Here is a 12,047-nt window from a genome sequence, read left to right as displayed (position 1 = left end):
GCCTGCTGCACCGCGCCCACTGCCCGGTCGTCACCGTGCCCGCCTCGCAACGTTGATCCAGTCCACGTTGATCCAGCCGACGCCGGTAGCGCAGCACCTGCCGGATCAGGAAGGCCGCGACCAGCAGCCCGAGACCGATCGCGAACCAGAACTGGTAGCGGATCGCCGTCTGGTAGACCGCGCCGATGTTGGCCCCGGCGACATAGCCGAAGGTGCCCCACGCGCCGGTCCACAGCACGGCGCCGATCAGGTTGAAGACGGAGAAGCGGCGCCAGGGCATCTCGGTGGTCCCGGCGATGATGCCGTTGTACTGGCGCAGCCCGTCCACGAAGCGGGCGACCGTGACCACCTTGCCGCCGTGCCGGGCGAAGAAGCCGTCCGCGCGTTCCATCCGGGCCGGGGTGAGCAGCACGTACCGGCCCCAGCGATGGACGAAGGCACGCCCGCCGGTGTCGCCGATCAGGTAGCCCAGACTGTTGCCGAGCGTGGCGGCGCCGGCCGCGATCAGCAGCACGGCGGCGAAGTCCAGGTGCCCGGCGCCGGCGTACACCGAGGCGAGCACCAGGATGGTCTGCCCGGGTACCGGGATGCCGCAGTTGTCCAGCAGCACGAGCAGCGCCACCGCGAGGTACCCGTAGTGGTCCAGCAGTGGCGCGAGCCCGGCTAGCGCCCCGGGTAGCGGGGGCGAGGGGGTGGACACCGTTCCTCACCACCTCGCCCCGGTGGTCGGGCACGGGGTGGTGGGGGAGTCGGTCAGCGTTCCGCCAGACGCGGTTCGATGTTGCAGTCGGGGCCGGGGTAGATCAGGCCCTCGTGGCCGTCCTCGAAGCGGACGACGTACGGGGGCTCGCCGTTGGTGCCGCGCACCTCGATGATCTCGCCCTTCTGATCCACCATGCCCACCGACCTGCTGTGGATGTGGAGCTGGTCACCTACCGCTGCGTGCATGGTCGTGCTCCTCGGGTCGTGGAGGCCGCCTCGGCAGCCGTTCCGCTATCCACTGTGCTGCGGGCGCGCCGTGCTCGCAACGGCTCGGGGCGAACGGGACGCGCCGGGCCCGTGGGCCCTGCGTCAGAGGCGGGACGGCTGTTGCGCAAGGTAACCGCGCACCAGCCGCTTGCACTCGGCGATCAGCGCCGGATCGCCGTCCGGGTCACCCCGGAAGGCCAGCTTGAGCACCGCGTCGGCCGCCTCCAGGGCGACCCGCAGGGTGAGTGTGGTGGCCGCCGGGTCACCCGCCGCGAACAGTTCGCCGCCCAGGGCCTGCAGCCGCAGGGCGACGGCGGTGTTGTTGTCCACGCCCGCGTCCAGCAGGTGCTGCTCGTCCCGGACCCCGGTGGGCACCCCCGTCCCCGCCAGTCCGAAGTCCACCTGGCCGAAGCCGGGCACCGAGCGCTTCATCGCCACGAACTCCTCCACCGCGAGGTCGGTGAAGCCGGCCGGGCCCACCGGGGCGGACTCGGCCAGCCGGGCGTCCAGGCGCTGGAGGTACCGGTCCAGGTTGCGGGTGGCGAGCGCGGCCAGCAGGTCCTCCTTGCCGGCGAAGAACTGGTAAAGGGTGCCGATCGGCACCTGGGCGCGCTGGGCGACCTCCTTGGTGGTGAGCGCGGTCGCCCCGACCTCGTCCAGCAGCCCGGCGCAGGCGTCCAGGATGCGGCCGTACCGCTCCTGGCTGCGCTGCTGGACCGGCCGGCGGCGGGTCGTTCCGGGGCTGTGGTGACTCCGCGTGTCCGAGCTCATGTGGCAACTCTGCCGCATCCGCTGTTCCGACGGCGAATCACCGGGACTCGGCACGACCGGAGTTTCCCGTGGGGGAGGAATCGACTGGTGGCCGGAGCTGAACGGCACGGTGGCGGGAAGGTGTCCACGGGTTGGCTTTGGTCTTGTCGTGGACGCGAAGGCCGGTTCATACTCCTGAGGCGGATCACCTTGCGTGATCAAGGCATCCCTCTTCGTGGCGCCCGTGGATTCCGGTGGCCGCGAATCCCAGCTATCCGTGGCGACGACGGGCGACACCGCCGCCACCTGAGGTCTGGATGAACCCGTGTGCCTCTTGGCTCAGCACCTCCCCTCGCACGTCCCGTCCCTGCGCGTCCCGTCGAACGGAAGGAGGGGGTCGGTTCGGTGACCTTGCACTCCGCCGGGCGTGAGGCCCTCGACACCGAGCACCGCCGCCAGTTCCTGGAGTCCGGCTACCTGGTCCTGCCCGGACTGCTGCCCGAGGCACTGCGCGAACGCCTCGTCCCCGAAGTGGACCGCTGGGTGGACGAGGGCCTGCGGGCCCGCTCGATCCAGGCCTGCACCGACCCCGACCGGCACGGGCCGCCCCCGCTGCTGGAACTGGAGCTCCCCGCCCACGGACAGCTGCTCGCCCACCCGCCGCTGCTGCGGGCGCTGACCAGACTGATCGGGCCCTCCTTCGTCTTCCACCACCTGCACAGCGACCGCCAGGCCCCGGGCATCCCCGGAAAGCCCTGGCACCACGACTGCGAGTCCAACGACGGCTCCGATCCGTCGCTGCTGATGGTCCACGCGCTGCACTACCTCGGTGGCCTGGACGGGAAGGTCGGCAGCCTGGCCGTGCTGCCCGGCTCGCACCGCAGCACCGTCGGCAAGACCGCCTACGCCCACCACGGCACCGCGGAACTGCCCGGCGAGGTGGTCATCGACCGGCTGCCGCCCGGCTCCACCGTCCTGCTCAACTCGGCGCTGTTCCACACCCGCAGACCGGCACCGGACGGGCCGGGCAGAGCCCGGTACTTCATCGACGCCTCCTACTGCCAGGTGGGAGCGCGCTGGCGCCCGGTGAAGCCCTACTGGCGGCAGATGCTCGCCCGGGCCCGCGAACTGGACCTGGCCGACGGTCAGTGGCCCGAGCTGTTCGCGGAACACCACTTCACCGAGTACACCGGAACCCTCTGAGGAGCACTGCCGTGGAGATCGTCACCGCCGTCGCCTACCCCGAGGTCCACGACGCCTACCTGCGGGACCACCCGGTGGATCGGGCCCACGAGGCGAACAGCAACCTGTACGGCGAGGAGAACATCGAACGCGCCGACCGGATCCCCGGCGGCTGGTGGCGGGTCCGGCTGAGCCGGGCCGACATCCTCGGCGTCCTCCTGCCCTGGCACCTCAGCGAGGGCGGCGAGCTCGAACTCGTCCCGCGGACCGGGCTGACCGTGGCCCAGGCGACCGAACGCGTCCGCTCCGGCGCAGCCGCCTGGGCGGCGGCCAACCCGGTCTGCGTGGCCAAGCTACGGCTGCTGCGCTGGGCGCCGTTCACGCCGCTCTTCCTCAGCACCGGGCCGGTCGACCACTCCGACTACGCGGACCTGCTGGTCCGGGAGGGACTGATCCACATCGACGGCCTGCACCGCATGCTGGCGTGGGAGCTGGCCGGGCGTCTGCCCGAACGGGCCGGGCTGGACGGGTACCTGGTGGGCGACCCCGGGGTGCTCGCCCGGCCGGTGGGAACGGCACGGACGGGGGACGAGACGGCGTGACCTCCGCGACGCAGCACCTCCGGTCAGCGTCCGCCACCGCGTCGCTGACCGCGCTCCTGTCGCACCTCGCCCGGTCCCACCCGGACCGGCCCGCCCTCACCGACGGCGTCCGCGTCTACGACTACCGCACGCTCGACACCGTCGCCGGGCGGATCGCCACCCGGCTGGCATCCGGCGGCACCGGCCGGGGCGACCGGGTCGCCCTGCTCGGGCCCCGGGACGCCCGGATGCTGGTGCTGCTGCACGGAGTGCTGCGCTCCGGCGCGGCGGCCGTGCTGGCCGACCCGGACTGGTCGGCGGGCGACCTCGCCCGGCGGCTCGCCGCCGTTCGGGTCGGGCGGGTGCTCGCCACCGAGGGCGGGCTCGGCGGGGAGATGGTGGACGTCGAGGCGGCCGGCCCCTCGGGGCGGGGTGGGGAGGCGGCCGGTTCTTCACAGCGTGGTGGGGAGGTGGGCGGCGAGGACCTCGCCTACCTGTCCTTCACCTCGGGGTCCAGCGGCGAGCCCAAGGCGGTGGCGGTCACCCACGCCAACGCCGTGCACTACGCGTTGTCGCTGGCCGCGCGGCTCGACCTGACCTCGGCGGACGCGCCCCGACTGGCGCACGTCACGACGCTGGCCGCCGACCTCGGGCACACCGCCTGGCTGCTCGCCCTGGCCGCCGGGGGTTCGGTACACGTCGTCCCGGACCGGGAGGTGCGCGACCCGGAGGCCTTCTGGGCCTCGCTGCGCCGGGCCGGGGTCGACACGCTGAAGACCACCCCCTCGCATCTGACCGCCCTGCTGGAGGGCCGCCCGGCCGACACCGCGCCGCTGCGCACCCTGCTGCTGGGCGGCGAGGCGCTGCCGCGTCCGCTGGCGGCCGCGCTGCTGGACGGCGGGGTCACCGAGCGGCTGGTCAACCACTACGGGCCGACGGAGACCACGGTCGGGGCGACCTGCTTCCTCGCCACCACCGCACGTGAGCTGCCCGTCGGGGAGCCGACCGTCCCGATCGGCAGCGGCATCGGGGAGGCGCTGATCGCGGTGGTGGACGGGGAGGGACGGGCCGCGACGGAGGGCGAGCTGTTGATCGGTGGGCGGGGCGTCAGCGCCGGGTACTTCGGGCGGCCGGACGAGACCGCGCGCAGCTTCGTCCGGCGCGGCGGGCACCTGATGTACCGCACCGGTGACCTGTGCCGTCGACGGGCGGACGGCCACCTGGTCTTCCTCGGACGGGCGGACCGGCAGGTGAAGGTCCGGGGCTACCGGGTCGACCTCGCCGAGGTCGAGCGGGCCATGGGCGGCTACCCCGGCGTCGCGGGCTCGGCGGCGCTGCTGCGCGAGACCGCGCTGGGAAGCCAACTGCTGGGTGCGGTCCGGCTGTTGGACGGCTCGGGTGTCGACGGCCTCGGCGCGTACCTCCGTGACCGGCTGCCCGGCTACTCGGTGCCGCAGCCGATCCTGGTGCTGCCGGAGTTCCCGGTCGGGCCGAACGGCAAGCTGGACCGGCGGCGGCTGGGCGAGCTGGTGTCCGAACTGGTCGAGGCTCGCGCGGAGTCGTCGGACACTGCCGGGGACGGCCTGGCCGGGGAGATCGCCCGGTTCTGGGCCGGCGCGCTCGGACTGTCCGGCGTCGGACCGCAGGCGGACGTGCTCGGCCTCGGCGGGGACTCCATCCTCGCCATGCGCACCATCGCCTTCCTTCGGCGCTCCGGACTGCGGGTCGCCTACGAGGACTTCTACCGGCACCCGACGGCGGCCGGGCTGGCTTCGGTGGCCGAGCCGGTGGTGCCCGCCGTTCCGGTACCGCGTCGTGGCGACAGCGTCGGCCAACTCGCCCCCGCCCAGCGCTGGTTGTTCCGTCAGCGGTCCGTCGAGGAGCTGCGGCACTGGAACCAGTCCGTGCTGCTGCGCTGCCGCACCGCGGTCGACCCGGCCGCGCTCTCGGCGGCGGTCGGGGCCGTGCTGGAACGCCACCCGGCACTGCGCCGCCCCGTCTCGCCGGAAGGGTACGGCGAACCCAGGGCGGTGGCCGACCTCGACCCGGTCTCCCACTCCCGCATCCCGCGCGCGGCGGGCGCGATCGCCGATACCGTCGCCGGCGTCTGCACCGAACTCCACCGCAGCCTCGACCCGCTGGCCGGACGGCTGCTGCGCGCCCACCTGTTCACCGGGCCGCCCGGCACCGACGACCGGCTGGCGCTGATCGCCCACCACCTGGTGGTGGACGGGCTGTCCTGGCGGATCCTGCTGGACGACCTCGCCCACGCCTACCGTGCGGTGCTCGACCGGACTGCGTTCGATCGACAGCCGGCCGACCTGCCGCCCACGCCCGACTTCTACCAGTGGGCGGCAGCCGCCCCGCCGGCACCTGTGCCGGAAGCTTCCGAGCCCGCCCCGCCTGCCCAACCGGCCGCGCTCAGCTGGGCCCTGGACGAGGAACCCACCGCCCGGCTGATCGCACGGCACGGCGGCGGGGCCGGGCTGGAAGCCGTCCTGCTCGCCGCCTTCACCAGGGCCGTCGCGGAGTGGCGGGGCGAGCCCCGGCTCGCCGTGGAGGTGGAGACCCACGGCCGGGACACCGCCGGTGACCCGGGTGAATTCCTGGATACCGTCGGCTGGTTCACCGCCGTCAAACACGTCGAGCTGGAACCGGCGGCGGGCGCGCAGGCCGTGGCGCAGTGGCTGCGCGAGGCGCCCGTCCGGCCGATGGACACGTCCGGCGAGCGCCCGACCGTCGGGTTCAACTTCCTCGGCACCTTCCGGCTGCCCGAGGAACCCGCGCTGGACTGGACCGTCGCCGACGAGCAGGCGGGCGTGGCCCGTTGCGCCGGGGGCGACCCGATCTACCAGCTTCGGCTCACCGTCAGGGTGGTGGAGCAGCGCCTGGTCGCCGACCTGGTGTACGGGTGGCCCGGTGTGGCGCACCCCGCCGCCGAGCGCATCGTTGCCCGGTTCGCCCAGGCGCTCGCCGGACCTTCGACGGAGCGGCCCGTGCGGGCGCCGCTGTCCACCTCCGGGCAGCTGCTGCACGCGCGGGTGCCGCGCACCGCCCGGGTGAGCGTCCGGGAGCCGGCCAGGGTGCTGCTCACCGGCGCCACCGGCTACCTCGGCCGCCACCTGCTGGACGCCTTCCTGCGGCGCGGAGCCGAGGTCACCTGCCTGGTCCGGGCCGCCGACGAGGCGGAGGCCTTACGGCGCCTGGCCGTCGGCCGGGCCCGGGCCGTCGCCGGGGACATCGGCCGGGACGGCCTCGGCCTCTCCCCGGCCGGGCTGGAACACGCCCGGACCGCCCGGATCGTGGTGCACGCGGCGGCGGACGTCCGACTGGTCGCCTCGCCCGACGAGCTGGAGCGCACCAACCACACGGCGGTGCGCCGGCTGCTCGGCTGGATCGAGGAGCACACCCCGGCCGCCGCGGTCCACCACGTCTCCACCCTCGCCGTCGCCGGCGGGGTGGACGGCCCGTCGCGCCGCTTCAGCGAGGCGGACCTGTGGATCGGCCAGCACTTCCGCACCCCGTACGAGCGCACCAAGTACCGGGCCGAGCAGGCTGTTCGGGCCTGGGCGGCCACCGGCCACGCCGCCTACCTGTACCGCAGCGGCCACATCGCGGCGCACAGCCGGACCGGGGCGTTCCAGGCCAACATCGGCGACAACCGGATCTACCAGCTCATCCGCGGCTACCTGTTGGCGGGCGTCGCCCCCAGTCGACCGGACACCGCCTTCGCGTTCTCGCACGTGGACACGGTGGCCGCCGGGATCGCCGCGATCGCGCTGGACCCGTACGCCGCACCCGGCGCGTACCACGTCGAGAACCCACACCTGACACCGCACGATGAACTCGTCGGCCGGCTCGCCGAGTTCGGCTACCCCGTCCGAATCACCGACGACGGGACCTTCGCGGCCGCCATCGCGCGGGCCGAGCACCGGCACCCGACAGCCGCCCGACTGGCCGCTGCCTGGGCGCAGCAGGAGGAGCGCAACGTCCGGGTGGACGGCGCCTACACCACCTCCGTGCTCGACCGGCTGGGCGTCCGTTTCACCGCGCCGACACCGCAGTGGTGGTCGGCCGCGCTCACCTGGGCCGCCGAGGCCGGCTACCTACCGCCCCGCTGACCCCATCCCCTCCGGAAGAAGGCAGACTCCGTTGTCCCAGCTCTCCCCGGTGCTCAAGCAGGCCACCCCGGTCGTCGCCGTCCGCGGCGAAGGCCTCCACCTCTACGACGCCGACGGCCGGCGCTACCTCGACTTCACCTCCGGCGTGGGGGTGACCAGTACCGGCCACTGCCACCCGCGGGTGGTCGAGGCCGTCCGCGAGCAGGCCGGCCGACTGATCCACGGCCAGTACACCACCGTCCTGCACGACCAACTGCTCACCCTCACCGAGCGGTTGGGCGACGTTCTGCCGCCCGGCCTGGACTCGCTGTGCTACGCCACCGCCGGGACGGAGGCCGTGGAGGCGGCGCTGCGGCTGGCCCGGCACGCCACCGGGCGGCAGAACGTGATCGTCTTCGAGGGCTCCTTCCACGGCCGCACCATGGGCGCGGCCTCGCTCACCACCGCCGGGACCCGCTTCCGGGCAGGCATCGGACCGCTGGTGCCCGGGGTCGCGGTGGCGCCCTTCCCGGCCGCCTTCCGGCTGCGACTCTCGCTGGGGCTGTCGGAAGAGGAGGCCGTGGCGCACGCCCTGCGCGGGCTGGACGAGGTGCTGGCCACCGTCTCGGCGCCCGCCGAGACGGCAGCCATGTTCGTCGAGCCGGTGCTCGGCGAGGGCGGCTACGTCCCCGCCCCGGCCGGATTCCTGGCCGGACTGCGCGAGCGGGCCGACCGGCACGGCGTCCTGCTGGTGGTGGACGAGGTGCAGAGCGGCTTCGGCCGCACCGGCCGGTTCTGGGCCCACCAGTACGAGGACGGGGTGGCGCCCGATGTGCTGATCACCGCCAAGGGCCTGGCCAGCGGCTTCCCGCTGTCCGCGATCGCCGCGCCGACCGAGCTGATGCGGCGCGCCTGGCCCGGCTCGCAGGGCGGCACCTACGGCGGGAACCCGGTGGCCTGCGCCGCCGCCCTGGCCACCCTGGACGTGCTGCGCGAGGAACGGCTGGTCGAGAACGCGGCCGAGCAGGGCGTGCGGCTGCTGGACGGCCTGCGGACGGTCGCCGCCGAGGCGCCCGGCATCGCCGACGTGCGCGGCCTCGGGCTGATGGCGGCCAGCGAGTTCTGCCGCCCGGACGGCACGCCGGACCCGGACACCGCCCGGCGGGTCCAGCAGGCCGCGGCGGACCTCGGTCTGCTGCTCCTGCTCTGCGGGATCCACCTCAACGTGGTCCGGATGATCCCCGCGCTGGTCGTCACGGCCGGGCAGATCGACGAGGCGCTGGCGCTCTGGTCCAAGGCCGTCGCGGCCGGGGCCCGGTAGGAGGAGGCATCATGAGTGAGCACGCGGTGGCCGAGATCGGCTGGAGCAGCCTGGAGTTGGAGGCCCGGCGGGAGCTGTGGTCGCTGCCGCTGGACGACGAGGAGCGGCGGCTGCTCTGGGCCGACGCGCGGGCCGAGCGCTGGGGTGCGGCCGAGCCGGTGCGCCAGCGGCTGCGCGGCTTCGTCCGGGACGGCCTCGCCTCGGTCGGCCTCGCCCACGTCGGCCGACTGGTCGACCCGGCGCAGCCGGAACAGGAGATCATCGAGGCGATCTCCTTCCTGCTGCGGGACTTCGGCCGGATCGTGCCGCAGAACGGGCGCGGCGACCTCACCTCGGTGCTGCGCGACCAGGACGGCGACGGCAACACCGAACTCGGCTTCCACTGCGACACCTGTGACCTGCTCGTCCTACTGTGCATCCAACCCGCCTACCACGGGGGAGGACTGACCAAGCTGGCGAGCGCCCGGCACGTCCACGACCTGATCGGGCAGGAACGACCGGACGCGCTGGCCACCCTCGGCGAGGACTGGACCTTCGACCGGACCGGCCGGGCGGGCCCGCAGGTCGTGGTCACCCCGATCCTGTACCGGCAGAAGGACGGGACCATCGGCTGCTACTACCAGACCCGAACCGTCCGTTCCTCCCCCGACCGGGGCGGGCCCGAGTTGACCGACCGTCAGTGGGAGGCCCTGGGCGTGCTGGACGAGGTGCTGTACCGGCCGGAGATCGCCTTCGGGCTGCCGATGGCCGCCGGCGACCTGCTGATCATCCGCAACAGCCGAGTGCTGCACGGGCGTTCACCGTACGTGGACGAACCCGGTCGGCACGCCCGGCGGATGCTGCGGATTTGGCTGAACGAGGGGGAGACATGGACAGCCTGAACGGAAGGATCGCCCTGGTCACCGGCGGCGGCAGCGGGCTCGGCCGGGCCTCCTCGCTGGCCCTGCTGGAGGCGGGCTGGACGGTGGTGCTCGCCGGACGCCGCAAGGACGCCCTGGAGGAGACCGCAGCGCTCGCGGACGTCGACCCGGCGCGGGTGCTGACCGTCCCGACCGACATCCGCAGCCCCGAGGAGGTCGCCCGGCTCTTCGACGCCGTCCGCGACCGGTACGGCCGCCTCGACCTGCTCTTCAACAACGCGGGCGCGGCCGCCCCGCGCAGGCCGATCGTCGAGACCCCGTTCGAGGACTGGAACCGGGTGCTGGACACCATCGCCACCGGCAGCTTCCTGTGCGCCCGGGAGGCCTTCCGGCTGATGAGCACCCAGTCCCCGCAGGGTGGCCGGATCATCAACAACGGCGCGCCCTCGGCGTACGTGCCGCGCCCCAACTCCCTGGCGTACACGGCCGCCAAGCACGCCGTCCTCGGCCTCACCAAGGTGCTCGCCCTGGACGGCCGTCCGTACGGCATCTCCTGCGGGCAGATCGACGTCGGCAACGTCACCCCGCTGGACGGCGGCCCGCAGCCCGCCGCGATGCAGGCCGACGGGACGATGGCGGTGGAGGCGACCATCCCGGTGGACCGCTTCACCGAGGCCCTGCTGCTGATGGCCTCGCAGCCGCCGGACACCACCATCCAGTCCCTGGTGGTGCTGCCGAGCACCATGCCGTTCGTCGGGCGGGGGTGAGCCGTGCTGGTCAGCGCCCGTTCCTTCGCGGAGTACCGGGCGATGTTCGCGCTCACCGACCGGGACTTGGAGCAGCGCATCCTGGACTGCCCGGGTGGCGCGGCGAGCTTCGTGGCCGAAGCCGGGCAGCGCGGCATCGACGCGGTGGCGGTGGACCGTGAATACGCCTCGCACCGCGAGGAGCTGGGGCTGCTGGTCGAGCGGGAGACCCTCTTCAAGCGCGGGCAGCTGATGCGGGAGGCCGCGGACTTCGTCTGGTCCTGGTACGGCGACCCGGCCGGCCTGCTCCGGGAACGGATCGGCAGCGCCCGGCTGTTCCGGTCCGACATCACCGCCCGGCCGGAGCACTACCTGGCCGGGTCGCTGCCGCAGCTCCCCTTCGTCGACAGCTCCTTCGACCTGGTGCTCAGCTCGCACCTGCTGTTCTCCTACGGCAACCGGCTCGGCGGGGACTTCCACCGGGCGGCGCTGCTGGAACTCGCCCGGGTGGCGCGGCGGGAGGTCCGGATCTTCCCGGTCGTGGTGTACGACACCGGGGAACGGTACGACGGGCTGGAGCGGCTGCGGGAGGACCTGGCCGGGGTCGGGATCGGGAGCCGGGTGGAGCGGGTGGCGTACGAATTCCAGCCCGGGGGTGACGAGATGCTGGTGCTCTCCTGCGCCGGATATCGGGCGCGGGCCTCGTCGGAACCCCGGGTTGCGGCCTTCGATCCGGTGCGGTGGCGACACCGGGAGGGGGTATCCAGGACAATCGCTTGATCAACTGAGCTGTCGCCGGGTCATGGCTGCAACCTGAACACGCATCAGCACCATGACCAGGCGCAGCACGGGCAGCACGGCCGCTCCCCGAGGCGGGGAGTGTGGCCGAGGGGATGCGATCACGTGTCATGTCCGGGGGCGTGAGGAGCCCGACGAGGACGTGGCCGCGCTGGCGTCGCTGGGCTGCACCAACCGGGAGATCGCGAGGAAGCTCTTCATCACCGTCAGCACCGTGGAGCAGCACCTGACCCGGGTGTACCGCAAGCTGAAGGTCGGCCGCCGCGCCGACCTCCCCGCCGACCTCCAGGTGCCGCTGCCGGAGACGGCCGTCGCACAGTCCGCGCGCATGCTCGTGGTCGCCTACCGGCGCAAGGCCGGCCTGAACAGCCGGCGGGCGGCCGAGGTCGGGTGACGCGTCAGTAAGCCCGCTGGAGCTGTTCGCGGTGGCCGTCGGCCATCACCCGGAACAGGTCGCTGACCCGGGCGTTGAGCTTGGCGAGGGTGGCGGGGTCGGGCGGGGTGTCGTTCTCCAGCGAGCGCCGCAGCACGTATGCCAGGAGGTCGGCGCGCGCCTCCAGCGGCAGCCCGTCGTCCTCGCCGAGCTCGTGCGCCGTGTAGAAGCCGCGGCTGACGTTGGCCAGGACGTGGACGGCCTCGGCCGGCGACAGTTCGGGGCGCAGGATGCCCTCGTCGGCCAGCATCTGCAGGTAGTCGGGGTTCTCGGCGAGGTCCTGCTGGGCGGCGCGGACGCTCTCGTC

Annotated in this window: 12 protein-coding genes; 8 read left to right on the top strand and 4 right to left on the bottom strand. The window is 73.6% G+C overall.

Annotation, left to right across the window (positions count from 1 at the left end):
- The 3 genes from ACWC9T_RS38390 to ACWC9T_RS38380 all read right to left on the bottom strand — a co-directional run.
- The coding region (locus ACWC9T_RS38390; RefSeq protein WP_449825678.1) for a DedA family protein at positions 1–700 on the bottom strand (700 nt) is incomplete at its 3' end.
- Between the two features lie 53 nt (positions 701–753).
- The gene (locus ACWC9T_RS38385; protein WP_355675598.1) at positions 754–948 is read right to left on the bottom strand and encodes a DUF1918 domain-containing protein; all 195 of its coding nucleotides are present in this window, start codon (positions 946–948) and stop codon (positions 754–756) included.
- 123 nt (positions 949–1,071) lie between these two features.
- Entirely contained in the window at positions 1,072–1,740 is a 669-nt protein-coding gene (locus ACWC9T_RS38380) for a TetR family transcriptional regulator (protein ID WP_449825677.1), read from the bottom strand.
- 384 nt (positions 1,741–2,124) lie between these two features.
- On the opposite strand from ACWC9T_RS38380, the gene ACWC9T_RS38375 reads away from it, so the two are divergent.
- From ACWC9T_RS38375 to ACWC9T_RS38340, 8 genes are all read left to right on the top strand, one after another.
- Positions 2,125–2,922, top strand: a complete 798-nt coding sequence (locus ACWC9T_RS38375; RefSeq protein ID WP_449825676.1) for a phytanoyl-CoA dioxygenase family protein — start codon at positions 2,125–2,127, stop codon at positions 2,920–2,922.
- A gap of 11 nt (positions 2,923–2,933) precedes the next feature.
- Complete coding sequence (locus tag ACWC9T_RS38370) at positions 2,934–3,503, top strand: DUF6309 family protein (protein WP_449825675.1); 570 nt, start codon at positions 2,934–2,936, stop codon at positions 3,501–3,503.
- Entirely contained in the window at positions 3,500–7,603 is a 4,104-nt protein-coding gene (locus ACWC9T_RS38365; protein WP_449825674.1) for an AMP-binding protein, read from the top strand. Before ACWC9T_RS38370 ends, ACWC9T_RS38365 begins: the two co-directional genes overlap by 4 nt.
- 31 nt (positions 7,604–7,634) lie before the next feature.
- Complete coding sequence (locus ACWC9T_RS38360; RefSeq protein WP_449825673.1) at positions 7,635–8,903, top strand: aspartate aminotransferase family protein; 1,269 nt, start codon at positions 7,635–7,637, stop codon at positions 8,901–8,903.
- Positions 8,904–8,914: 11 nt separating this feature from the next.
- A complete protein-coding gene (locus tag ACWC9T_RS38355; RefSeq protein ID WP_449825672.1) occupies positions 8,915–9,784 on the top strand; it encodes a TauD/TfdA family dioxygenase in 870 nt (289 codons plus the stop codon).
- Positions 9,772–10,530 carry an SDR family oxidoreductase gene (locus tag ACWC9T_RS38350; RefSeq protein ID WP_449825671.1) on the top strand — a complete coding sequence of 253 codons (759 nt, stop codon included), beginning with the start codon at positions 9,772–9,774 and terminating at the stop codon, positions 10,528–10,530. The genes ACWC9T_RS38355 and ACWC9T_RS38350 overlap by 13 nt, the downstream gene beginning before the upstream one ends.
- A gap of 3 nt (positions 10,531–10,533) precedes the next feature.
- On the top strand, positions 10,534–11,289 hold the full coding sequence (locus tag ACWC9T_RS38345) for a methyltransferase domain-containing protein (RefSeq protein ID WP_449825670.1): 756 nt from the start codon (positions 10,534–10,536) through the stop codon (positions 11,287–11,289).
- Between the two features lie 160 nt (positions 11,290–11,449).
- Positions 11,450–11,701, top strand: coding sequence for a helix-turn-helix domain-containing protein (locus tag ACWC9T_RS38340; RefSeq protein ID WP_449825669.1), 252 nt, complete (start codon positions 11,450–11,452; stop codon positions 11,699–11,701).
- A gap of 4 nt (positions 11,702–11,705) precedes the next feature.
- Here the strand turns inward: ACWC9T_RS38340 and ACWC9T_RS38335 are convergent.
- On the bottom strand, positions 11,706–12,047 hold a 342-nt coding region (locus ACWC9T_RS38335; protein ID WP_449825668.1), incomplete at its 5' end, for a hypothetical protein.

Source organism: Kitasatospora sp. NPDC001159 (genome assembly GCF_053598235.1).
The sequence above is the reverse complement of the archived record's forward strand: the minus strand, read 5'-3'. Positions and strand labels throughout refer to the sequence as shown.